This window comes from Sodalis sp. (in: enterobacteria) (assembly GCF_051710625.1).
Classification (GTDB): Bacteria; Pseudomonadota; Gammaproteobacteria; order Enterobacterales; family Enterobacteriaceae; genus JBPESN01.
On the sequence record NZ_JBPESN010000013.1, the window covers coordinates 1 to 22,797 of the forward strand.

18 protein-coding genes and 6 pseudogenes are annotated in these 22,797 nt (G+C 54.3%); 15 read left to right on the forward strand and 9 right to left on the reverse strand.

The genetic code is table 11. From position 1 onward, the window contains the following. Together ACTBDU_RS05480 and avtA are read left to right on the forward strand one after the other, a co-directional pair. Window positions 1-847 (forward strand): IS3 family transposase (locus ACTBDU_RS05480; protein ID WP_438805797.1); only part of this gene is annotated, 847 nt, incomplete at its 5' end. A gap of 7 nt (window positions 848-854) precedes the next feature. Then, a pseudogene (gene avtA / locus ACTBDU_RS05485) lies at window positions 855-1,202 on the forward strand (valine--pyruvate transaminase); the annotation flags it as partial. Window positions 1,203-1,391: 189 nt separating this feature from the next. Here avtA and ibpB read toward each other — a convergent pair. Then, window positions 1,392-1,847, reverse strand: coding sequence for a small heat shock chaperone IbpB (gene ibpB / locus ACTBDU_RS05490; RefSeq protein ID WP_438805798.1), 456 nt, complete (start codon window positions 1,845-1,847; stop codon window positions 1,392-1,394). A gap of 105 nt (window positions 1,848-1,952) precedes the next feature. After that, on the reverse strand, window positions 1,953-2,366 hold the full coding sequence (gene ibpA, locus ACTBDU_RS05495; RefSeq protein ID WP_438805799.1) for a small heat shock chaperone IbpA: 414 nt from the start codon (window positions 2,364-2,366) through the stop codon (window positions 1,953-1,955). A 308-nt stretch (window positions 2,367-2,674) separates the two neighbouring features. Between ibpA and ACTBDU_RS05500 the strand changes: the two genes are divergently transcribed. From ACTBDU_RS05500 to ACTBDU_RS05515, 4 genes and pseudogenes are all read left to right on the forward strand, one after another. After that, a complete protein-coding gene (locus tag ACTBDU_RS05500) occupies window positions 2,675-2,995 on the forward strand; it encodes a YceK/YidQ family lipoprotein (RefSeq protein ID WP_438805800.1) in 321 nt (106 codons plus the stop codon). 489 nt (window positions 2,996-3,484) lie between these two features. After that, the gene (locus ACTBDU_RS05505; protein WP_438805801.1) at window positions 3,485-3,811 is read left to right on the forward strand and encodes an ankyrin repeat domain-containing protein; all 327 of its coding nucleotides are present in this window, start codon (window positions 3,485-3,487) and stop codon (window positions 3,809-3,811) included. A gap of 25 nt (window positions 3,812-3,836) precedes the next feature. Beyond that, window positions 3,837-4,400, forward strand: a pseudogene (locus tag ACTBDU_RS05510) (ankyrin repeat domain-containing protein); the annotation flags it as partial. Window positions 4,401-4,591: 191 nt separating this feature from the next. Then, the gene (locus tag ACTBDU_RS05515; RefSeq protein ID WP_438805835.1) at window positions 4,592-5,104 is read left to right on the forward strand and encodes an ankyrin repeat domain-containing protein; all 513 of its coding nucleotides are present in this window, start codon (window positions 4,592-4,594) and stop codon (window positions 5,102-5,104) included. Here the strand turns inward: ACTBDU_RS05515 and ACTBDU_RS05520 are convergent. Both ACTBDU_RS05520 and dgoD read right to left on the reverse strand, forming a co-directional pair. Then, window positions 5,101-6,408: pseudogene (locus ACTBDU_RS05520) on the reverse strand (MFS transporter). The gene ACTBDU_RS05515 and the pseudogene ACTBDU_RS05520 overlap by 4 nt on opposite strands. 121 nt (window positions 6,409-6,529) lie before the next feature. After that, a pseudogene (gene dgoD / locus ACTBDU_RS05525) lies at window positions 6,530-7,688 on the reverse strand (galactonate dehydratase). 880 nt (window positions 7,689-8,568) lie between these two features. Between dgoD and ACTBDU_RS05530 the strand changes: the two are divergent. After that, window positions 8,569-8,847 carry a hypothetical protein gene (locus ACTBDU_RS05530; RefSeq protein WP_438805802.1) on the forward strand — a complete coding sequence of 93 codons (279 nt, stop codon included), beginning with the start codon at window positions 8,569-8,571 and terminating at the stop codon, window positions 8,845-8,847. A gap of 55 nt (window positions 8,848-8,902) precedes the next feature. On the opposite strand, the pseudogene yidA reads toward ACTBDU_RS05530, so the two are convergent. From yidA to dnaA, 5 genes and pseudogenes are all read right to left on the reverse strand, one after another. Next, window positions 8,903-9,747, reverse strand: a pseudogene (gene yidA, locus ACTBDU_RS05535) (sugar-phosphatase). A 333-nt stretch (window positions 9,748-10,080) separates the two neighbouring features. Next, complete coding sequence (gene gyrB / locus ACTBDU_RS05540; RefSeq protein ID WP_438805803.1) at window positions 10,081-12,495, reverse strand: DNA topoisomerase (ATP-hydrolyzing) subunit B; 2,415 nt, start codon at window positions 12,493-12,495, stop codon at window positions 10,081-10,083. A gap of 18 nt (window positions 12,496-12,513) precedes the next feature. Next, window positions 12,514-13,614: pseudogene (gene recF / locus ACTBDU_RS05545) on the reverse strand (DNA replication/repair protein RecF). 26 nt (window positions 13,615-13,640) lie between these two features. Next, window positions 13,641-14,741, reverse strand: coding sequence for a DNA polymerase III subunit beta (gene dnaN / locus ACTBDU_RS05550; RefSeq protein ID WP_438805804.1), 1,101 nt, complete (start codon window positions 14,739-14,741; stop codon window positions 13,641-13,643). Between the two features lie 2 nt (window positions 14,742-14,743). Then, a complete protein-coding gene (gene dnaA / locus ACTBDU_RS05555) occupies window positions 14,744-16,138 on the reverse strand; it encodes a chromosomal replication initiator protein DnaA (protein WP_438805805.1) in 1,395 nt (464 codons plus the stop codon). 648 nt (window positions 16,139-16,786) lie between these two features. Here dnaA and rpmH point away from each other — a divergent pair. The 8 genes from rpmH to ACTBDU_RS05595 all read left to right on the forward strand — a co-directional run bounded on the left by rpmH (window position 16,787) and on the right by ACTBDU_RS05595 (window position 22,794). Beyond that, the gene (rpmH, locus tag ACTBDU_RS05560) at window positions 16,787-16,930 is read left to right on the forward strand and encodes a 50S ribosomal protein L34 (RefSeq protein ID WP_438805806.1); all 144 of its coding nucleotides are present in this window, start codon (window positions 16,787-16,789) and stop codon (window positions 16,928-16,930) included. A gap of 17 nt (window positions 16,931-16,947) precedes the next feature. Beyond that, entirely contained in the window at window positions 16,948-17,307 is a 360-nt protein-coding gene (gene rnpA / locus ACTBDU_RS05565) for a ribonuclease P protein component (RefSeq protein WP_438805807.1), read from the forward strand. Beyond that, window positions 17,271-17,528 (forward strand): membrane protein insertion efficiency factor YidD, encoded by a 258-nt coding sequence (gene yidD / locus ACTBDU_RS05570; RefSeq protein ID WP_438805808.1) that lies wholly within the window; start codon window positions 17,271-17,273, stop codon window positions 17,526-17,528. The genes rnpA and yidD overlap by 37 nt, the downstream gene beginning before the upstream one ends. 2 nt (window positions 17,529-17,530) lie before the next feature. Then, entirely contained in the window at window positions 17,531-19,174 is a 1,644-nt protein-coding gene (yidC, locus tag ACTBDU_RS05575) for a membrane protein insertase YidC (protein ID WP_438805809.1), read from the forward strand. A gap of 102 nt (window positions 19,175-19,276) precedes the next feature. Beyond that, window positions 19,277-20,644 carry a tRNA uridine-5-carboxymethylaminomethyl(34) synthesis GTPase MnmE gene (mnmE, locus tag ACTBDU_RS05580; protein ID WP_438805810.1) on the forward strand — a complete coding sequence of 456 codons (1,368 nt, stop codon included), beginning with the start codon at window positions 19,277-19,279 and terminating at the stop codon, window positions 20,642-20,644. 330 nt (window positions 20,645-20,974) lie between these two features. Next, entirely contained in the window at window positions 20,975-21,832 is an 858-nt protein-coding gene (locus tag ACTBDU_RS05585; RefSeq protein WP_438805811.1) for a sigma 54-interacting transcriptional regulator, read from the forward strand. Between the two features lie 14 nt (window positions 21,833-21,846). Beyond that, complete coding sequence (locus ACTBDU_RS05590; protein WP_438805812.1) at window positions 21,847-22,233, forward strand: hypothetical protein; 387 nt, start codon at window positions 21,847-21,849, stop codon at window positions 22,231-22,233. A 21-nt stretch (window positions 22,234-22,254) separates the two neighbouring features. After that, the gene (locus tag ACTBDU_RS05595; protein WP_438805813.1) at window positions 22,255-22,794 is read left to right on the forward strand and encodes a hypothetical protein; all 540 of its coding nucleotides are present in this window, start codon (window positions 22,255-22,257) and stop codon (window positions 22,792-22,794) included. Window positions 22,795-22,797: the final 3 nt, after the last annotated feature.

The window sequence follows — 22,797 nt, forward strand, 5'->3', positions numbered from 1 at the left end:
TTATCCTGTGGCCACACTCTGCCACGTGTTCAGGGTTCATCGCAGCAGTTACAAATACTGGAAAAGTCGTCCTGACAGGCCAGACGGCAGGCGAACAGTATTGCGCAGTCAGGTTTATGAACTGCACAGTATCAGCCATAGTGCAGCTGGCGCGAGAAGTATCGCCACCATGGCAACCCAGAGAGGCTTCCAAATGGGGCGCTGGCTCGCAGGCAGGCTCATGAAAGAGCTGGGGCTGGTCAGTTGTCAGCAGCCGACGCACAGGTATAAGCGTGGCGGTCAGGAGCATGTTGCGATCCCGAATTATCTTGGGCGCCAGTTCGCTGTAACGGCGCCAAACCAGGTATGGTGCGGCGATGTGACGTATATCTGGACCAGGAAACGCTGGGCATACCTTGCGGTTGTTCTTGATCTGTTCGCGAGGAAACCGCTGGGCTGGGCTATGTCGTTCTCCCCGGACAGCAGACTGACCATCAAAGCACTGGAAATGGCATGGGAAACGCGTGGTAAACTAGCCGGAGTGATGTTCCACAGCGATCAGGGTAGCCACTATACGAGCAGGCAGTTCCGACAGTTGCTGTGGCGTTACCGGATCAAACAAAGCATGAGTCGCCGGGGTAACTGTTGGGATAACAGTCCGATGGAGCGCTTCTTCAGAAGTCTGAAAAACGAGTGGATACCGGTAACGGGCTACATAAGTTTCAGCGAAACAGCTCATGAAATTACCGACTATATCGTGGGATATTACAGCGCACTCAGGCCGCATAAATATAACGGTGGGTTGCCACCAAACGAATCAGAAAATAGATACTGGAAAAACGCTAACGCGGTGGCCAGTTTTAGTTGACCACTACAAAGTTATCCGCCCGTTTTATCGTCGCCGCTTCGATGAAGCCATCGCCTGTATACGCTGTTGGCTGCCGCCGGAGCGCTGCCTGATCCATAAGCCGGAAGGCGCGATTTTTCTCTGGCTGTAGTTTCCCGATTTGCCTATCTCGACCGACGCCCTCTATCAGCGCCTAAAGCTGCGCGGCGTACTGATGGTCCCCGGCCACTACTTTTCCCCCGGGCTGGAGCAAAAGTGGCATCACAGTCGTCAATGCCTGCGCATGAATTATGTGCCGAAGGCTGAAAAAATCGAGCGCGGCATTGCCATTCTGGCGGAAGAAGTGGCGCGCGCCCACTGCGAAACGGTGGTCTGACGGCAAGCGGGACGCCGGCCTGCTGGCAAGCGGCCACAAAAAAGCCCGTCAGTTTTCTGACGGCCTCGTCGTTACGAGGCCGGCGCGGGAGCCGGCAGAACGCCGTTCGCCGCTGGAACAGGCCGCGGATTATTGCGCGACGGTGGCACAAGCAGGGCGCCGGGGCTGCATGGCGCCCCCCGAACAGGTTTACTCGGCATCCAGGGTACGATCCTGGAGCGCCGGACGCTGGGCCGTGGTGCCAATAGCAATATGCCGCGGCTGCAGCGATTCAAAAATGTGTCGTTCCAGGTCGATGTTCAGCAGGCCGTGGGTAAAATCAGCCTGTTCCACCGTCATATGTTCCGCCAAGGTAAAGCTGAGGGTGAATTCTTTGCAGACCAACCCCTGGTGCAGATAGTGCCCCTCCTTTTCTACCAGCGCGGGTTTACCCTTGATGGTCAGGCGCGGGCCTTCCAACTCAATCGACAGTTCTTGCTGGGTAAAACCGGCCAGCGCCAGGGTAATGCGATAATGGTTATCATCGCTTTTCTCAATATTGTAGGGGGGATAATTCATCCCCTGATGATCGTCTTGAATATTGCTGGCTAATTTATCAAAACCGATCCACTGCCTAAATAAGGGAGAGAGATCATAATTACGCATGTTATTAACTCCTTCTGTGAAGCGAGATAATTTGCTCAACCCGCCAATCGGGCTGAAACAGGCCCCCTACACGGGCGGGCGTATTGAGATACTGGCTGTAAAACGTTATTTTATTTCAATGCGGCGCGGTTTTAGCGTTTCCGGTACCACGCGTTCCAAATCAATAAACAGCAAACCGTTGGCCAATTGGGCGCCTTTTATTTCTATATGTTCAGCTAACTGAAATTTACGCTCGAAATTACGCTCGGCAATACCCTGGTATAAATAGTTACGTTCGCTTTGATCGCTGGCGTGGGCCCCTTTTACCGTCAAAAGGTTGTCATGGGCGGTGATTTCCAGCTCGCTTTCGGCAAAGCCGGCAACCGCAATGGCGATGCGGTACTGATTTTCGTTTACCAATTCAACGTTGTAGGGGGGATAACCGCCATTGCCCTGGCTCTGCCCTGATTCCAACAGATTAACCAGACGATCGAAACCGATAGCGGAACGGTACAGCGGTGAGAAATCGAAATTACGCATAGCTTAAAGCCTCCAAAATTTAGCGAGGGTGCAATAACCTTCCCGTTGGACAGGTCAGTGACCGGAATACCCTTACGGCGTATCTATTTCTGGTCACGTAATTAAAATGGTACCGCCGTCGGATTTTTCAAGAGGCGATAAGAAAAAAATATCGGGATAGCGGTAAAATTTAGCTGGGGTTCATTCAATCTCTATTACACTAACTATTACAGCTTGCGTCAGCCAGATGCTTCAAGCACGATTTCAATTGGTCCTAAGAGCAGGCGTTGCTGCGCAAGAAGTTAAACCCACCGGATGCGGAACAGGTTATGTTAAGAAAGGTCTTGTTTGTCGTAACAACAGGATGCACCGTGCTAGGCACCACCGGCTGCTCCAGCGTCATGACGCATACAGGCCCCTATCAGGGCTACTATCCCGGCACCCGCGCCAGTATGCGGGTTTTACGCGACAAAGACAGTAACTGGTGCATCCGTCCTCTTGCGGCCATAGACTTACCCTTCTCCACGGTCATGGACACGGTGCTATTACCTTATGACTATTTTCGCCGCGATAGCAATACCGATGAGGAATCTCCCCGGTCGCGTATGCTGCACAGCCACGATCACACGTCCGCACCGGCGCGCGACTAAGCCGGCTTAGAACGGGCATTGCGCCGCCATTTCTTTTATTTGTCTGCTAATATCATTTTATCTTCCTTTAATATTTCGTTTGGCGCGGCAGCAGCCCGTACGGGAATAGCGGTGGTCCCGCCGGCTGACCGACATCCTGCACGCCCGCGGCGCCGGGATAGGTTATGGACACGGCTTAAGTTGTCAGCGGACGGGTTTGGCGCAGGGGGGAGCGCAAAGTTTGACGCCGCGGCCGAGCTGCGGGGCTGCGCCAATAGTCCTGCATCATCCTTCCCGTTGATGGCATTGCCGCCCGAGCTGCTCAGTCTCACGTTTGCCAAACTTGATCTAGGCAGTCTGCATGCGGTGTCCCAGGCGCATCCCCGCCTGCAGGAGCCTGCCCGCCGCGCTTGCCTGACCTCCTCGACACGCTTACCTACAGTCATGGTCTGCCGCTGCTGCGTTTTTGTCAGCGCAGGGGGCTGAATATCAACCCGGGCGCGGCGCCTGATGCCGGCATCAGGCGTTCTGGTCACCGTGCTGATGTATAACGGTGAGGATGACCTGCTAGCCACGCTCTTGAGGATGCCGGGCGCCGACATCTGCGCACGCTTACCCGGGATGACCGGCGATGGGTTGCTGCTGGAACTTCTAAACTGTCTGCCGTCGCTTAGCAACAGCGTCCTTGCGCTATTGACCCATCCGCATTTGGAAGTAAATACCCTCGATCGCAACAATGAAACACCACTGATGAAAGTGATCCGGCACGGTCATTTGCCGCTGGTGCAGGCGCTGCTGGCGCGGCAGCTGGAGCAGGCTGGCGGACGCCACGGATAACGAAGGCCGTACGCTGCTGATACAGATGGCATCAAAAGGGGACAGTGCATGGGTCACCGCGCTTCTTTGCCGTTCCGATTGCGCGATAAACGCCGCGTGCCGCCAGGGCAACAATGCGCTTATGGCGGCGGCGCAGGGTCACGTCAGCGTGGTCATAACCCTGGTGCAAGACGACCGCCAGTGTGTCAATCAGGTTAACCGGCAAGGCCTGTCCGCGCTCTGGCTGGCGCTGGCGGCCAATCATGACCTTACGGTTGAGGTACTGCTACAGCATCCCGCTATCATCATTGCGGTGCCGAACATGCGCGGGTATACCCTGTTACAGCAGGCGGTCATTAATGGCCAATACTGGATGGTGCATGTACTGCTCGCGCATCCCCGCATGCCGGTGGCGCAGCGGGACGTCAGGGGTGGGACGCTGCTGCATTTGGCGGCAATGCATGACCATGCTGAGATCATCAAGATACTGCTGACGCGCACTCGGCTGGATAGGAGCAGCCGGGATAGCCACGGCCGGACAGCGCTGGCCCTGGCGGCGGCAGGAAATCACTGCGGCACGCTGACTGCGCTTTTGCCTTGCCCGCAGACCGCGCTCAACGCCCGGGATAATTTGGGAAGAACTGCGCTGCTGCTGGCGGCGGCGGGCGTCGCCCAGCAAACCTTAGGCCAGCTGCTAACCGTTGCGGGCGTCGATGTCACCGCCGCGGATATCTTTGGCTCCACCGCCTTGATACTGGCTGCCAGCCGTGGCGCGGGCCATGCCGATGTGGCCGCCTGCTGCTGGCGCATTCAGCTACCCCCGTCAACGCCCGCGATAGCCATGGCGCCAGCGCATTGCTTTGGGCCGCGCGCAGCGGCTGTACAGCGCTGGTGCGGCTGCTATTGGCGCATCCTGACATCTTGCCCAACGCGGCCAGCTTGTGGTGCACCACCCCGTTGCTGACCGCCTGCGAACAGGGGCAGCGCAAAATGGTGCCCCTACTGCTAGACCACCCAGGGCTGGACATTAACGCCGCCGATTGCCGGGGCAGAACCCCGCTGATGGCGGTGGCGGTGGACGGCCATCGCGCTATTGTCCGACAGTTATTGCTCCGCCGGGAAACCGCCTCCGACCTGATCGATTGGGCGGGCTTGGGCGCAATCGATTATGCCGTGCGCAGCGGTCATTACACCATCGCCGGCCTGATACGCCAACGCGGCGGGCTGGGCGGTGTCGCACAGCTCTGGGCCATCAGCTATAGACCCCAAGACTCACCGCCGAAGGCAAATCGCCCGCGCGCCTCTTTTGCTTAGGCTTCCCCTACGCGTTTCACTTCTCCGACCAGCCGCAGATAGGAAAGCGCGCCCAAAAACGCCACCACGGCGATGTAAATCAACGCCGGCGCAAAGCCATAATCCTGCGCCAGATACCCCACCACCAACGGTACGGTGATGCCGCCCAGACCGCCAACGAAATTGAATACGCCACCGGTCAGGCCAATCAAACGTAACGGCGCCAGAGACGAAACCAACAACCAGGTGATCGACGCAAAGCCATTGCCAAAGAACGCCAGCGCCATGAGTACCATAATCCAGATGGAATCGTTGGTGTAGTTCGCCCCCATGATGCAGGTGGAAAGCAGTAGTCCGCAGATGATCGGCGTTTTGCGGGCAAAGCCAAGCGATTTGCCGGTGCGTACCATGCGATCGGCAAAGTAGCCGGATAAAATCACGCCAAAAAAGGCGGCCAGGAACGGCACTGTGGTCATGAACCCTGTCGTCAGGGCGACGATATGCTTTTCCTGCGTCAGATAGTTAGGGAACCAGATGAGAAAAAACCACAAGGTTGAAGTCACGGCAAACTGGCCTAAATACACACCCACCAGTTTGCGGTTGAACACCAGCTTCCAATCGCTGCCTCTCATCCGCACACGATTCTTTTTCTCTACCGGTGCATCTCACCATCCACCAGACCGCCGCCGGCCTTGATATATTCCAGCTCGGCAGCATTGATACCCCGGCTTTTGCGCGGCAATTGATAAACCACGAACCAGATCAGCGCCCCAATAATGCCGATACCGCCGGTCAGGATAAAGACCCAGTGTTAGCTCAATACTTCCTGTATCCAGATCAGAAGCGGCGTCAGGAACGCCAGACCGAGAAACTGACCGGAAGTGAACAGACCTACCGCCGAGGCGCGCTCCCGTTCGGGGAACCAGCTTGTCACCATCCGGTTGTTAGTCGGGAACGCCGGCGCTTCAATCAGGCCGGTGAGCGCACGCAGCCCCACGCAGGCCAAGTAAACTGCCTAGCCCGGAGGCGAAACCCTGCGCGAGGGTCGCAACCGACCAACCGAAGATGGCAATAAAATAGGTTAACTTTAAACCTACCCGATCAAGGAACCAGCCGCCGGGAATTTGGCAAAGGGTATAGGTCCAGGCAAATGCGAAAAAGATATACCCCATTTGCGCTTTGTCGATACTGAATTCTTGTTGAATATGCGCCGAGGCAACCGCTAAATTAGCGCGGTCGACATAACAAATAATTACGGTAATAAAAATCATTAATAGCGTAAGATAGCGCCCCCGGGTGGGGCGCGCGGTGATGACAGTGTCCATATTATTTATTCCGATTAAATTACCACAGGGTACGGAGAAACACCGGTCAGGATAAAAAATATTAATCGGGATCCCCGCCGTTATATTGTTAACGGCGGGCTAATGACTCAATGAAGGCTAATTACCATTCCGCCACCGACCCGTCGGGATAGCGCCAGACCGGGTTATGCCAGTCTCGTGTATTTTTACTGCGCTCAATGATCAATTCCTTATTTATTTCCACGCCGAGTCGGGATTTATTTAACGGGTAGAAATAATTGCCATTTATGGCAAAGTCTCCCCATATTGACAATATAGTCCAATAATTCGGCCCCCTGATTATAATGAATTTTTATACTCTGCTCCTGCAGAACCGCATTGTAGGAATGCAAAGTCAACATGTAGGCAAGAGGCGAGGGCAATAGGCCCCAGCGGACAATGTGGCGCCAGGGTCACATCATAGGCCTCCGCCATGGAGGCAATTTTCATACACTCGCTAATCCCGCTGGCATGGAACAGATCGGGCTGTGAGATCGCCAGACCGTCATTGGCCAACACCCGCTTAAACTCAAAACGCGAAAACATCCGTTCGCCGGCGGCGATAGGTATGGATGTTTGCGCCGCCAGCAGGGGATAATATTTCTCTTGCTCTGCCAGCACCGGCTCCTCGATAAATAGCGGCCGATAAGGTTTCAACTTTTTTATCAGCACTTTGCCCATCGGCGCATTTACCCGGCCGTGGAAATCGAGGCCGAATTCAATATAATTGCCGAGGGCCTCGCGTACCTGAGCGCCTACCGCAACCGCTGCATCCACTTTACGTGAATTATCCAGTAGCCCCATTTCCTCGCAGCCGTTCAGCTTGAAAGTATCAAAGCCAATTTCGGCCAATTTCTTCATACCTGCGATAACATCCGACGGACGATCGCTGCCGACCTAGCTGTAGGCTTTAATACGATCGTGCACCAGTTTACCTAACAGCTGATAAACCGGCACACCCAATGCTTTGCCCTTGATATCCCACATCGCCTGATCAATGCCGGCGATGGCGCTCATCAAAATAGGGCCACCGCGGTAAAAACCCGCTTGGTACTTGGTATAAGGGCCTGCCAAATATCGTTAATGCGAGCAGGATCCTTGCCGATAACATATTTGCCCAGCTCGTGTACCACGGCTTCGACGCTCTTCGTGCGGCCTTCAATAACAGGCCCGCTTCAGCCGACAACCCCCTCGTCCGTTTCTATTTTCAGAAACATCCAGCGCGGTGATAACCGGCAGGTAGTCAGTTTGGTTACTTTCATGGTATGTGCTTTCTTATTAAGGTAAAACAATCGGTTGCCGCTGCTGCTGGCGGGGGCGACTCATGTCATCCCGGCAAAACGCGCGGGGTAAACCCCTCTGTACGCGCCAGATTGTAGCACTATCAATTATTATTGTACTACAATATAGATTACACTTCAGACAACACCCACCTGGCGGCTTTCCCTTTTTGCCGGTGACCGGAGCGCGTTTGCACGGCCATGAACGCTTAAGCCATGCGCCATTAACAGGGCATTTTGCTTAAAGACCGTTTTTAGTGTCTAAAAGCGCCCCTGTCCGTTAGACGGCATTCTTGCGACGGAGAAAACGGCGCTCACCTCAATGCTAATTTTTAAAGCGTGGCGATGCAGCCTAATGACGCTTTTCGTCATTCATCCACCGGGCGGCTTCGTTCTAATAACATCCCGGCTTTGCTAAAAAAATTACTTTGCGCTTGGCGGCGTAGTTTTGATGTGAACGGGAACCGACACCGTGACATTAAAAGCACGCCTTCTATGTTTTAGAGTTAAGAAATGTCGCTGAAGGTGATTATGTTGGTGACATCGCACGGCTTAAATTAATTATAGAGGCTTTTTCCGACCCGGAGTGGAAGAATAAGGGCGTCCAAAATTTCTCATCAACAGTCAGTAACTTGTTGTGAACAAGTGATTGGTAAATCCATATAAAAAAATAAATAAAAACATAAAGTTATAAAGAAAATTTCTTAGTTTTTTTCTTAAAAAAAGAATGTTTTTTATATTTTCCATCGCGAAAAAAGAAGATAATTCTTAACATGAATTTTTGGCAACCGGGAAAACCGTTGTTGCCCCAGGAAAAACCATGGTAGATACAATTTGCAGGACACACTCCCATATTATACACATGACCTTTTCCCATGCCGACTGCCTGCAAAGCGAGGCGGTAAAAAAAGAGCTATTTCAAGAGAATGTTAATGATAATTGTCTCGATCTCATTGATCAACTCGGTCAATTATCAGGTAACCAGGGTGACCTGTATCGATTGAAAGCGGGAATAAATACCTGCAAGCAGCTGATAGCTGGGGAACTCGGTTCGCGCGTTCAAGATATCCTTAAAAAGATCGAATTACTCTATAGTAGCACAAGAACGGGTGGTGTCGGCAAAATCGAACCCAAATTGTAGTACCATTATTATTTATTACACTTTACTACGTTGGCCATCACAGGCGCACCACGGTTCAGGCAGGCATTGCCGCCCTATCTGACGGCGCGTCGAGCACGAACTTATGGATAGCCCCAGCGCGACCCCATCCTCCAGATTGGTCTGGGTGACGAACTGACTGGCGGCCTTGATTTCATTGATGACGTTACCCATCTCCACGCCGGTGCCTGCATACTCAATCATCGCCAGGTCGTTGGTTTGATCGCCAAGCGTCATGACCTCATCGCGGTGCAATCCCAAATGCTCCGCCAGCGCTTTTACCGCCGTGCTTTTATTGGCCTGTTTACTTAATAATTCCAGATAATACGGCGCGCTTTCCATGATGGTATAACTGTCGAATGCTTCCTGCGGAATACGTTTGATAACCGCATCCAGAATAGCGGGGTCGTCTATTATCATGACTTTCGGGAAGCGCAGAGAAGCGTCCATCTCGGCAACGGTGCGAAACTTGAAAGGCATGCCGGTTAACGAGGCCTCATAGACGGTATAGCGACTGATATCACGATTCGCGGTATAAAGCGTATTAAAGTCCAGCGCATGGAAATGTACCTCCAGCTGGCGGGACAAAGCTTCAAGGTAGCGGTAATCGTTGATGTCCAGTACCGTCTGAGAAATACAGGAACCATCCACCGTCCGCTGCACCAGCGCGCCGTTATTGGTAATATAGAAATTCCCTTCCAGCTGTAAATCCAGCTCCATCAAATACCGTTTGATACCAATATTGGGCCTGCCGGTCGCCAACGCGACGTACACCCCTTTGCCGCGCGCCGCGCCGATAGCGTCTTTCACCGCGGGAGTAATTTCGTATTTATGATTTAACAGCATCCCGTCTATATCAATTGCAATCAATTTTATCACCATCGCATCCTCTTGGATTGCGCCACAAGCATAAATCTGATGCCTGCCGCTTGTTTATAACTGCTTCAGGGCAGTGGTCACTTTAGCCTATATCACCCGACAACGCTGTCAACCGTTGTCGCGACGCTGTTTTCGGCGACCAGCCCACTATCTGAGCCTGCGCCGGAGATAATGCCGGATAATGACAACTGGGTGAGATTTCTATTAAGCGTCGTGCGGATGTGTCCGGCGGAATATACAGTGCTGCCGCCGACTGTTGCCGCGCATTGATCGGTGGAAGCGGGGCAAAAAAAATCCGGGAGGTTAATCCCGGATGTTTAAGGTCGGCGTTTGCCGTCAAATATCAATATTGGCGGCTTTCAACGCATTTTCTTCGATAAACGCACGCCGCGGCTCTACCGCATCCCCCATCAGCGTGGTAAACAGCTGATCGGCCGCGATGGCGTCCTTTACCGTGACGCGCAACATACGGCGGCTGTCCGGGTCCATGGTCGTTTCCCAGAGCTGTTCAGGGTTCATCTCGCCCAGACCTTTATAGCGCTGCACCGCCAGGCCACGGCGCGACTCTTTCACCAGCCACTCCAGTGCCTGCTCAAAGCTGGTGACCGGCTGCCGGCGTTCTCCACGCTCGATATAGGCATCCGCTTCGATAAGATCGCCCAGCGTTTCGCCAAGCGTCGCCAGTTTGCGATATTCATCGCCGTGAATAAAATCGTAATCCAGCAGGTAATCCGTATCGACACCATGCGTGCGTACCCGCAGCAGCGGCTCAAACAGCTGGCGTTCGCGATTTTCCTGCACTTTGTAACTGTAGCTGCTGCCGTGCTTCTCATTATCGTTCAGCGCCTGCACCAGTGCGGCGATCCAGCTTGTGATCTGATCCTGCTGGCTCAGCTGCGCTTCAGTTAGGGCCGGCTGATAAATCAAGTGGTTAAGCAGCGCACGCGGGAAGCGCCGCTCCATGCGGCCTATCATCTTCTGCACAGCGTAATGTTCGGCCACCAGATTTTCCAGCGGCGCGCCGGCCAGCGCCGGGGCATGCGCGTTGGCGTGCAGCGTGGCGCCATCCATCGCCAGCGCTATCTGATACTGATCCATAGCCTCATCGTCTTTGATATATTGCTCCTGCTTGCCATTTTTGACTTTATAAAGCGGCGGCTGGGCGATAAATACATGGCCGCGCTCGATAATTTCCGGCATTTGACGATAAAAAAAGGTCAACAGCAGGGTGCGAATATGCGAACCATCGACATCAGCATCGGTCATGATAATGATATTGTGATAGCGCAGCTTGTCCGGGTTGTATTCGTCGCGGCCGATGCCGCAACCAAGGGCGGTGATAAGCGTAGCGACTTCCTGCGAAGAGAGCATTTTATCGAAACGGGCTTTTTCGACGTTGAGGATTTTCCCTTTCAAGGGCAATATCGCCTGATTTTTACGGTTACGGCCCTGCTTGGCCGAACCGCCGGCGGAGTCACCCTCCACCAGGTAGAGTTCCGACAGCGCCGGATCGCGCTCCTGACAATCCGCCAGCTTGCCCGGCAGGCCGGCCAGATCTAACGCCCCCTTACGGCGGGTCATCTCGCGCGCCTTACGGGCGGCTTCACGGGCGCGGGCGGCGTCGATGATTTTGCCCACCACGATTTTGGCGTCGTTAGGGTTCTCCAGCAGGTATTCCACCAGCCGCTCGTTCATTAGCAATTCCACCGCCGATTTCACCTCGGACGAAACCAGTTTGTCCTTGGTTTGGGATGAGAACTTCGGATCCGGCACCTTGACAGAAACCACGGCGATAAGCCCTTCGCGGGCGTCATCGCCGGTCGCGCTGACCTGGGCTTTCTTGCTGTAGCCTTCTTTATCCATATAGGAATTCAGCGTGCGGGTCATCGCGGCGCGGAAGCCGGCCAGATGGGTACCACCGTCGCGCTGGGGAATATTATTGGTGAAACAGTAAATATTTTCCTGGAAACCGTCGTTCCATTGCAACGCGATTTCCACACCGATACCGTCTTTTTCGGTAGAAAAATAGAACATATTCGGGTGGATAGGCGTTTTGTTTTTATTCAAATATTCTACGAAGGCCTTAATGCTGCCTTCATAATGAAAATAATCTTCCTTATCGTTGCGCTTATCGCGCAGACGGATAGACACGCCGGAGTTCAGAAAGGAGAGTTCCCGCAGCCGCTTAGCCAGGATTTCATATTGAAATTCAGTGTTATTGGTGAAGGTGGCAAAGCTCGGCCAGAACCGCACGGTGGTGCCGGTCTGATCGGTTTCGCCCACCACTTCCAGCGGCGATTGGGGCACGCCGACATGGTAGGTTTGCTGATGCACTTTACCTTCGCGCTTTATCATCAGCTCAAGTTTTTCCGACAGGGCGTTCACCACCGACACGCCGACGCCGTGCAGGCCGCCCGACACTTTATAGGAGTTGTCGTCAAACTTCCCGCCCGCGTGCAGTACGGTCATGATGACTTCGGCGGCGGAGACGCCCTCTTCTTCGTGGATGCCGATCGGAATGCCGCGACCATCATCCTGGACGGAAACCGAATTGTCTTCGTGGATCTTGACCACGATTTCTTTACAGTGACCGGCAAGGGCTTCGTCGATAGCGTTGTCCACAACCTCGAATACCATATGATGCAGACCGGTACCATCATCGGTATCGCCGATATACATACCCGGGCGCTTACGCACCGCGTCCAGTCCCTTGAGTACTTTGATACTTGAGGAGTCATAAGAATTCGACATCAACGTTTCCCGCTCATTTTAAACTTTGGATTGGAGGCTTATTTTACCCTGTTCCACCTTAAACATCTTGCCCTTTTCATCGGTAATATCACGGATTTGATCCGCGCTGACTGCGCTGACGAAAACCTGGGCATGGGTGGCTTTCAGACGCTCCGCCAACAGGCGACGGCGTCCGGTATCCAGTTCGGATGCGAAGTCATTAATCAGATTAAGACATCGCCGGCCGTTCCGGTGGGTAAGGAATTCACCCTGCGCCAAACGCAGGGCACACATTAATAATTTGAGCTGACCGCGCGAGAGAATGTCCTCCAGCGGTACGCCTTCGGCACGGATTCGGAAATCCGCTTTATGGGGGCCCGACGCGGTGTAGGTTAGCGCGCGATCGCGCCCGAACTGGCGTTCCAGCAGCTTGCCAAAATCGCTTTCTTTAGTCCCAGCTGCGCTGAAAACTGAAATCGAGGCGAAACTCCGGCAAAAATTGCGCGCACGTGGCGGTAATGTCCACCGCAATAGCCGCACTTTAGTCTGCACGCCATTCACTAATTCGGTTCGCCAACGGAATCAGCTCTTGATCCCAGGCGTGCAGCTGTTGATAACGACTGACCTGACGCAGGGCGGCATTGCGCTGTTTCAGCAATCGACGCAGATTGCTCCAGGCGGTAAAAAAACCGGCTCGTTATGAAAACAGCCCCAGTCCATAAAGGCGCGCCGGTACTTGGGCCCGCCATTAAGCAGCGTAAACCCTTCCGGCGTAATCAGCTGCATCGGCAACAGCTGGGCTAGTTCCGCCACCTTATGGCCATCGCTGCCGTCGATACGTACCGTGCTGTCGCCCAGGCGATTGCGCGAAAGTCCCACAGAGGTCGCGCGCGCATCGACATTGCCTGCCTCGATACGCCCATGCAGCACGAATTGAATTCCGGCTACTCATGGCGGATAACCCGCCCGGATTGCAAACTGCGAAACGCGCGGCCGTGGCCAAGCGTATAAATGGCTTCCAGAACGCTGGTTTTACCGCTGCCGTTGGCGCCCAACCAGAAAGTTAAAATTAGCGGCCAAAGACAAATCGGCGGCAGCGATATTACGAAAATCACGAATTAGCAGACGCGACAGAGCCACTCACTCACACTACCTTACCACATTGGTTACAGACGCATCGGCATAACGACATAGGCGGCCGCCTGGCTGGCGCTATCTTCAATCTGCACGCTGGACACCCCATCAGTCAGCAGCAGCCGCACTTCCTCGCATTTTAAAGCATTTAGCACGTCAAGCATGTAGCTGACATTGAAACCGATTTCCATCTCACTGCCCTGATAGGTGACATCCAGAATCTCTTCCGCCTCTTCCTGCTCCGGATTGTTGGCGGTAATTTTTAGCTGGTTAGCGCTAAGATACAGCCGCACGCCGCGAAACTTTTCATTGGAAAGGATCGCGGCCCGGGCGAAGGCCTGTTTAAGCACATCGCAGCCCGCTTCGAGCGTTTTATCGGGATTCTTCGGCAATACGCGGCGACAATCGGGGAAACGGCCTTCAATCAGTTTGGAAGTGAAAATGTAATCACCGACGCTAACGCGAATGTTATTGTTGCCGATTTGCAGCTTCACCGGGTTTTCGCCGCCGTCCAGCATCCGCACCAGCTCCATCACGCCTTTGCGCGGCACAATGACGGAATGGGACGGCAGCGCCTCGCCGACAGACATGGCGCAGACCGCCAGACGATGCCCGTCGGTGGCCACGGTACGCAGCTCCTCGCCTTCGGTTTCAAACAGCATACCGTTGAGGTAGTAACGCACATCCTGATGGGCCATGGAAAACTGGGTCGATTCAATCAATCGCTTCAGGATAGACTGCGACAGGGTGAACTCCACCTCGCTTTGCCAATCGTCCAAATTGGGAAAGTCGGAGGCGGGCAGCGTGGAAAGCGAATAGCGGCTGCGCCCCGAGCGAATCAGCATCCGTTCCCCTTCCAGGGTCACGGCGATCTCCGCCCCTTCCGGCAAGCCACGGCAAACATCAAAAAACTTGCGCGCCGGCACCGTGGTCGCGCCCGGCTCATGGGCAGCGCCCAGCGCGACCTGCGCGACCATTTCCATTTTCAAATTTGTACCGGTCAGCAGCAAGCGGTCTTCGGACACCTGCAATAGCAGGTTACCCAAAATCGGTAAGGTTGGGCGGCCCCCCAACGGGCTACTGACCTGTTGCAGAGGCTTAAGCAGCTGCTCACGTTCAACGATAAATTTCATAGTTAGGAAGATAATGTTCTGATTAAGTTGGAGAAATCTTCTTTAATATCGTGGCTCTCTTCACGCAACTGCTCGATTTTCCGGCAGGCGTGCAGCACCGTCGTATGATCTCGCCCGCCGAAAGCATCGCCAATTTCGGGCAGACTATGATTGGTTAATTCCTTCGATAACGCCATCGCCATTTGTCGGGGGCGGGCGACCGAGCGTGAACGCCGCTTGGAGAGTAAATCGGCCACCTTGATTTTATAGTATTCCGCCACGGTTTTTTGGATATTATCGATAGTGACCAGCTTTTCCTGTAGCGCCAGCAAATCCCGCAGCGCTTCGCGCACAAAATCAATGGTAATTGCCCGGCCGGTAAAGTTGGCGTTAGCGATGACGCGATTTAACGCGCCTTCCAGCTCGCGCACGTTGGAACGCAAACGCTTGGCGATGAAAAACGCTACTTCCCCCGGCAGGCGGATCGCGTTCTCGTCGGCTTTCTTCATCAATATCGCCACACGCGTCTCAAGCTCCGGCGGTTCAATCGCCACCGTCAGCCCCCAGCCGAAGCGCGACTTCAGCCGGTCCTCCACCCCGTTTATCTCCTTCGGATAGCGGTCAGAGGTCAGGATAATCTGCTGATTACCTTCCAGCAACGCATTAAAGGTATGGAAAAACTCCTCCTGCGAGCGTTCCTTATTAGCAAAAAACTGAATGTCATCGATAAGCAACGCGTCGACCGAACGGTAGTAACGTTTAAATTCCTCTATGGCGTTGTTCTGCAAAGCCTTAACCATGTCCTGGACAAAACGCTCGGAATGCATGTACACCACTTTGGCATTGGCCTTGCGCGCCATGATGCCGTTGCCCACCGCATGCAGCAAATGGGTCTTGCCCAGCCCGGTGCCGCCATAAAGAAATAGCGGGTTATAAGCGCCGTTTGGATTGTCGGCGACCTGCCGCGCCGCCGCGCGCGCCAGCTGGTTGGACTTACCTTCAACGAAATTGTCAAAGTTATGTTTGGGATTTACATTGGAGCGATAAGAGAGCTCCGGCTGAACCGGGGCGTTATCCCAGCTGGGACGGCTTGGCCGCGGACGGGCAACCGCCGCCTGGGAAGGCGCTTCGCTGGCGTGCTGGCTCGCGGGCTGCAGCACCGCCATCTGCGGCGGCTTGCTGCCTACTTCAAAGCGCAGCAGCGGCGCATCGGTGCCACAGAAATCATTTAGCAGACCGTTGATGTTGTTCAAATACTTATCCCGCACCCAATCCAGCACGAACCGGTTAGGGGCATAAAGCGCCAAAGTGTTGTCACTTAGTTCCGCCTGTAGGGGGCGTATCCACATACTAAATTCTGTGGCAGGTAACTCATCCTGTAACCGGGCAAGACATTGCTGCCAAAGCGAAAGTGACACGGCGGACTCCAATCGAACAAGATCAACAAAAGAAAAGAAATAAAACTGTATGATCCAGGATCATCTTTTTGACACAGATTATTATGATGGAACCTGCGAACCGCCTTAAACGGTTTTTCCCGCGACGGATCTCAGCGGGGATTCCCCCCCGCCAGGGAGTGCGGATCATAACGCAAACCGCGCCGCAGATCCTCCTCTTCTACACAGTTTTCATCCTTTTTATCCACAGGGTAACCGGGCGCTTAGGAGCGTACCTGATAATCTCCCCGCTGGATAAAAAGTAAGCCTTATGATCGACGAAATTAAGCATAGTCTGAATTTTTCGGCCGGGATCGCGGACATGCGATCCTGACAGGAATAAACTAGATCCCGCAGGATCCTTGCGTTTTGGCGGGAACCCCGTATAATCCCCCGCCCTACGCGTAACGACTGTTGTGCTGCCCGACTTGCCGGACAGAGATTCTGGTATGAACACGGGTATTCAGGCAGGCAAGCGCGAGGTGAATTGACTCGGGACTGTACAATTATTACAATCCCGCCTCTTTATCGTTACGCCCACTATGCGATTGAGGCGTCGGTCGTTTTCACGCCGGGCGGCCAAACGCGTTTAGTGAATCACTAATTATCAAAGTTTAGGTAAAAATCGCTATGAAACGCACTTTCCAACCGTCCGTATTGAAACGCAACCGTTCCCACGGTTTCCGTGCTCGTATGGCAACGAAGAACGGTCGTCAGGTTTTGGCACGTCGTCGTGCAAAAGGCCGTACACGCCTGACCGTATCTTCCAAGTAAGAAAGCTTGCCCACCGGGTGGTTAAGCTCGCATTTTCCCGGGAGTTACGGTTGTTAACTCCTAATCATTTTACTTTCGTCTTCCAGCAGCCTCAACGGGCCGGAACGCCGCATGTTACCATCCTCGGCCGCCTGAACACGCTGGGGCATCCCCGCGTCGGTCTCACGGTCGCCAAAAAACATGTAAAACGGGCCCATGAACGTAACCGGATCAAGCGCTTGACGCGCGAAAGTTTCCGCCTGCATCAGCACGCCCTGCCCGCCATGGATTTTGTGGTCATCGCCAAAAAAGGCGTGGCCGATCTGGATAACCATGCCCTGACGAAAGCGTTAGAAAAATTATGGCGCCGCCATTGTCGCCAGTCTCAAAGCTACTGATCGGGTTGATACGCGGTTATCAATTCGTCATCAGCCCGTTGCTGGGGCCTCATTGCCGGTTCCGGCCCACTTGTTCGCAGTATGGAATTGAGGCAATACGCAGGTTTGGTATGTTAAAAGGCAGTTGGTTGACATTAAAACGCGTATTAAAATGCCACCCTTTGAACCCAGGTGGCGAAGATCCCGTGCCGTTAAAAAACTTTGACAACAGAGAACACTAACAATGGATTCTCAACGCAACCTTCTTGTCATCGCTCTGCTGTTCGTGTCGTTCATGATCTGGCAGGCCTGGCAGACGGACCATGCTCCTACGCCTACCGCCCAGACCACGCAACAGACCGCGAACACCACTGCGGCAGACCCGGACAGCCAGGGTGTGCCCGCCAGCGGACAAGGCCAGCTCATTACGGTTAAAACCGACGTGCTGTCGCTGAAAATCAACACTCGCGGCGGTGACATCGAACAGGCTTTCCTGCTGTCCTATCCCGATAAACTGGGTTCACCGCAGCCTTTTCATTTGCTGGAAACGTCGCCGAAATTTGTCTATCAGGCGCAAAGCGGCCTGACCGGCAAAAACGGCCCGGACAATCCCGCCAACGGTGAGCGCCCGCTGTTTACCACGAACCAGGACACCTATGTCCTGGCGGATAACCAGCGCGAATTGCGCGTGCCGTTGACCTACACCGCCCCTGACGGCGTGGTGTACACCAAGACCTTTATCTTGAAACGCGGCGATTTCGCGTTAAATGTCAATTACGATATTAATAACGCCAGCGCGCAGCCGCTCAAGTTGACATTGTTCGGTCAGTTGAAGCAATCCATTAATTTGCCCAAGGCGCGCGATACCGGCAGCAGCAACTTCGCGCTGCACACCTACCGTGGCGCGGCCTATTCCACCAGCGACGACAAATATCAGAAGTACAGCTTCAAGGATATCAAAGGCGAGAATCTGAGCGTCAGCACCGAAGGCGGCTGGGTCGCCATGCTCCAGCAGTATTTCGCCACGGTTTGGGTGCCTTTCACGCCGGGTAAAAACACCTTCTACACCACGGACTTAGGCAACGGTCTGGCGGCGGTCGGCTTCAAATCCGCCCCCGTCACCGTCGCGGCCGGCGGCCAAAGTGAGTTGAAAGCCACATTGTGGCTCGGTCCTGAGATTCAGGACAAGATGGCGGCCATCGCCCCGCATCTTGATCTGGCGGTCGATTACGGCTGGCTATGGTTTATTTCCCAACCGCTGTTTAAGCTGCTGAAATTCATCCACAGCTATATCGGCAACTGGGGCTTCTCCATCATTATCATCACCTTCATCGTGCGCGGTATCATGTACCCGCTGACCAAAGCGCAGTACACCTCAATGGCCAAGATGCGGATGCTGCAACCGAAACTGGCGGCGATGCGCGAGCGTCTGGGTGACGATAAGCAACGGCAAAGCCAGGAAATGATGGCGTTGTACAAGGCGGAAAAGGTCAATCCGCTGGGCGGCTGTCTGCCGCTGGTGATCCAGATGCCCATCTTCTTGGCGCTATATTACATGCTGTCAGGCTCCATTGAATTGCGACATGCGCCGTTCGCGCTGTGGATCCATGACCTGTCGGCACAAGACCCGTACTATATCCTCCCGGTCTTGATGGGCATCACCATGTTCTTCATCCAGAAGATGTCGCCCACTACCGTCACTAATCCGATGCAGCAGAAGATCATGACCTTCATGCCGGTGATTTTCACCGTGTTCTTCCTGTGGTTTCCGTCGGGTCTGGTGTTGTACTATATCGTCAACAACCTGGTGACCATCATCCAGCAGCAGCTTATTTATCGCGGCCTGGAAAAGCGCGGCCTGCATAGCAGGGATAAAAAAGCCAAGTAACAGCGCGCGCCCGCCCAGATAGCCACTCTGATAAGGCGGTCATCAATATGACCGCCTTTATTTTTTTACAACCGCGCCCTGTGGGGCAAAGCGAGCGTTTCTATGAGCCAGACGGATACCATTACTGCCCTTGCTACTCCGCCCGGACGCGGCGGCGTCGGCATATTACGCGTCTCCGGTTCCTTAGCCGCCCCGGTGGCCCGCGCGCTGCTGGGCAAGCTGCCGCGACCGCGTCAGGCTGAATATCTGCCCTTTCGCGACGACGACGGCGCGACGCTTGATCAGGGCATCGCGCTGTTTTTTCCCGGCCCCCACTCCTTTACAGGCGAAGATGTCCTGGAATTGCAGGGCCATGGCGGCCCGGTCATTTTAGATGTGTTGCTACAGCGTATCGTCGCGATGCCCGGCGTGCGCATTGCGCGCCCCGGCGAGTTTTCGGAACGCGCCTTTCTTAACGACAAACTGGATTTGGCCCAGGCAGAGGCTATCGCCGATCTCATTGACGTCAGCTCGGCTCAGGCCGCTCGCTCGGCGGTCAATTCGCTACAGGGCGCGTTTTCCGGCCGTATTCATGAATTATTGGAAGCGCTTACTAACCTACGTATCTATGTCGAAGCGGCCATCGACTTTCCCGATGAAGAGATTGATTTCCTCTCCGACGGGAAAATTGAAGCCAGCCTGAACGACGTTATCGCCAGCCTGGAACGGGTACGCACCGAAGCGCGTCAGGGCAGCCTTCTGCGCGAAGGGATAAAAGTGGTGATTACCGGTAAGCCGAACGCCGGTAAATCCAGCCTACTTAATGCGCTGGCAGGGCGCGAGGCGGCTATCGTCACCGCCATTGCGGGCACGACGCGCGACGTACTACGTGAACATATCCACCTCGACGGTATGCCGCTGCATATTATCGACACCGCCGGCCTGCGCGACGCCGGCGACGAAGTGGAACGTATCGGCATTGAGCGCGCCTGGCGTGAAATCGAACAGGCCGACCATGTACTGCTCATGGTGGACGGCACCGCCACCACCCCCCTTAACGACCCTGATATGCTGTGGCCGGCGTTTATTAGCCGTTTGCCGCCCGCAATGCCGGTTACCGTGGTACGCAATAAAGCTGATCTGACCGGCGAAAGCGTTGATTGTGGGGAAGTGGGTGGTTACTCACTGATTACCCTGTCGGCGCAGTCCGGCGCAGGCGTGGACCTGCTGCGCGACCATCTGAAGCAGAGCATGGGCTTTACCGGCGGCACCGAGGGGGGCTTTTTGGCCCGCCGGCGTCATCTCGACGCGCTGGAGACTGCCGCGACCCATTTACAACAAGGAAAAGACCAGTTAGTGGGCGCTTACGCTGGCGAGCTGTTGGCGGAGGAGCTGCGTCTGGCGCAGCAGTCTCTGAGTGAGATCACCGGCAAATTCAGCTCAGATAATTTGCTCGGCAGGATTTTTTCCAGTTTTTGTATCGGCAAGTGAGTCCGGGTCTATCGACATCCTCCCTATTCCGCTTTATCCCCAGCGGGCCAATTCCCTCCTTCGCTGATTGAATCCATTCTGCGGGTGACCGCATGATGGTCTGCGGCAGGCGATTACGGGTAAATCCGCTAAAACATAAAAACGCTTTCTGTCGCCGACGGCACGCGAAAACCGGGGAATAGCTAACGCTACCCGGCGACAATGCGGGACGTGGGGATCTGCCAGCGCCAAATCTGTGAGGTGGTTGGCTTCCGCCCGCTCCGGCGCTTGCGAAACCCGCGTGAAAGCAACAAGGTAACCTTTAATCGGTTCTATGTGAAAAGGTAACCCATGTCCGCGAAAGACGATCTTTACCGACAATTAAGCGCGTTCTATCACCACAACAGCGAAGGTTTCACGACGCTGGACTGCGAACGTTTTACCTCCGCCAGCCGCAGCGCAATCAGCCTCTATCTTAATCAGCTGTGCGACGACGCCTTTCTGCGCAAAGAAAATACCCGCCCGGTACGTTTTTGGCTAAGCGATCATACGCAGGCAATGGCCCCGCAGCAGCCTGCGGAAGAGGTTTTTCAGGCATTGATCGGGGCTACGGGCAGCTTGAAAAACGCGGTGGAATTATGTCTTGCGGCGGTCAATTACCCCGATGGCGGCTTGCCAATCCTGGTCACAGGCGCCAGCGGCGCGGGAAAAAGCTACCTTGCCGCCTTGTTGCAGCGCTATGCAGGCAAAACCGGCGTGATACGGCGCGGCGCGCGGCTGGTTGAGCTCAATTGCGCCGATTACGCCAATAACCCGGAATTATTGTCCAGTACGCTATTCGGTTATGTGAAGGGGGCCTTTACCGGCGCGGACAAAGAGAAAACCGGTTTGCTGGATGAGGCGGACGGCGGCTTTTTCTTCCTCGATGAGGTTCACCGCCTCTCCGCCGAAAATCAGGAAAAATTATTCCTGTTTATGGATAAAGGCTATTTTTACCGCTTGGGCGATAATTGTCAGCCCTGTCACGCCCGCGTTCACTTTCTTTTCGTCACCACCGAAAATAGTGAAAATGTACTGTTAACAACTTTCCGGCGTCGTATTCCCGTTATGGTTAAATTGCTTTCGTCCGAATCCCGTCCATTTAGTAAAAGCTCGCGCGGGGATCCCCCTTTTTCCAAACTGAAGCACAGCGTTTCAAACAGGATATAACCGTATCTACGGAAATGATCCGCCATTTGATCGCCTCACCCGGCCGGGGAAATATCGGTGAGCTTAAAAACCGCATTAACGTATTGTGCGCTTCCGCTTTTACCCAGGGCGAGAAAAATGGCATTCGCTTTGTTGGCAATCTGCCACCGCATGAAGATGGCGAAAGCGTAAATTTTCACTGGCAAGAAAAAGCCTTTCCGACGATACCGTTGACGCCGGCAAGATCACTAGCGGCAGAGACATTGCTGGAAAACTTTTGCCGTTCTGCCAATGTCTTGCTGTTTGTACGCAAGCTGGAAGAACATTACCACGCGATGCTGGGCAACGCGTCCACCGGGCGGCTCTATCAGGGGGTGCTGTGGAAAACGACGGTTGATACCCTGCGCGATTTTACAGAGTAAAGTGGGTTACGTTTGGGTGAGATGGTAGAAAAGGCCGTGTTTCATTGTCTGCAATGGTGCATGCACGACACTGTCTCTCCGCCGGCTATCGACCATCTTAACGCGGTAACAGAGCATATTCCCCAGCGCGTTTGTTTGCTGGCCAGTGAAACCATTGCGCTACTACAACAGCGCTTGCCAGAAACGCCGGCGCCCATGTTACACCCTTTACTGAGCGCCGTATTTTGTCATCAGGTCGAACAGGAGCCGCTTATCCAGGGCATCATTGTGGTTCATGGGCTAACGACCGCCTTTAGCATCGCGGGAACGGCGAATAATTTGTTGGGGGGATATTATCTTAAGGCCTTCGATATGCCCCTGTCCGTCGATACCCGGGGGATTATCAGCCATCTTAGCGCCTGGATTGACGGGTTGAAAGAGCAAGCCGGCATGGTGATTTTGGTGGACATGGGCTCGCTTGAGGGTATTTACGCCAAAATCAAACTCCATATCCAGGGCGATTTGCTGGTGATGAATAATGTCAGCACCGCGATGGCCCTCGATATCGCAGAAAAAATTTAGCAA

Coding starts and splice junctions, on each gene's coding strand:
- ibpB (WP_438805798.1), bottom strand. CDS start 1,847: ATGCGTAATTATGATCTCTCTCCCTTATTTAGGCAGTGGATCGGTTTT.
- ibpA (WP_438805799.1), bottom strand. CDS start 2,366: ATGCGTAATTTCGATTTCTCACCGCTGTACCGTTCCGCTATCGGTTTC.
- ACTBDU_RS05500 (WP_438805800.1), top strand. CDS start 2,675: ATGTTAAGAAAGGTCTTGTTTGTCGTAACAACAGGATGCACCGTGCTA.
- ACTBDU_RS05505 (WP_438805801.1), top strand. CDS start 3,485: ATGCCGGCATCAGGCGTTCTGGTCACCGTGCTGATGTATAACGGTGAG.
- ACTBDU_RS05530 (WP_438805802.1), top strand. CDS start 8,569: ATGACCTTTTCCCATGCCGACTGCCTGCAAAGCGAGGCGGTAAAAAAA.
- gyrB (WP_438805803.1), bottom strand. CDS start 12,495: ATGTCGAATTCTTATGACTCCTCAAGTATCAAAGTACTCAAGGGACTG.
- dnaN (WP_438805804.1), bottom strand. CDS start 14,741: ATGAAATTTATCGTTGAACGTGAGCAGCTGCTTAAGCCTCTGCAACAG.
- rpmH (WP_438805806.1), top strand. CDS start 16,787: ATGAAACGCACTTTCCAACCGTCCGTATTGAAACGCAACCGTTCCCAC.
- yidD (WP_438805808.1), top strand. CDS start 17,271: ATGGCGCCGCCATTGTCGCCAGTCTCAAAGCTACTGATCGGGTTGATA.
- yidC (WP_438805809.1), top strand. CDS start 17,531: ATGGATTCTCAACGCAACCTTCTTGTCATCGCTCTGCTGTTCGTGTCG.
- mnmE (WP_438805810.1), top strand. CDS start 19,277: ATGAGCCAGACGGATACCATTACTGCCCTTGCTACTCCGCCCGGACGC.
- ACTBDU_RS05585 (WP_438805811.1), top strand. CDS start 20,975: ATGTCCGCGAAAGACGATCTTTACCGACAATTAAGCGCGTTCTATCAC.
- ACTBDU_RS05590 (WP_438805812.1), top strand. CDS start 21,847: ATGATCCGCCATTTGATCGCCTCACCCGGCCGGGGAAATATCGGTGAG.
- ACTBDU_RS05595 (WP_438805813.1), top strand. CDS start 22,255: ATGGTAGAAAAGGCCGTGTTTCATTGTCTGCAATGGTGCATGCACGAC.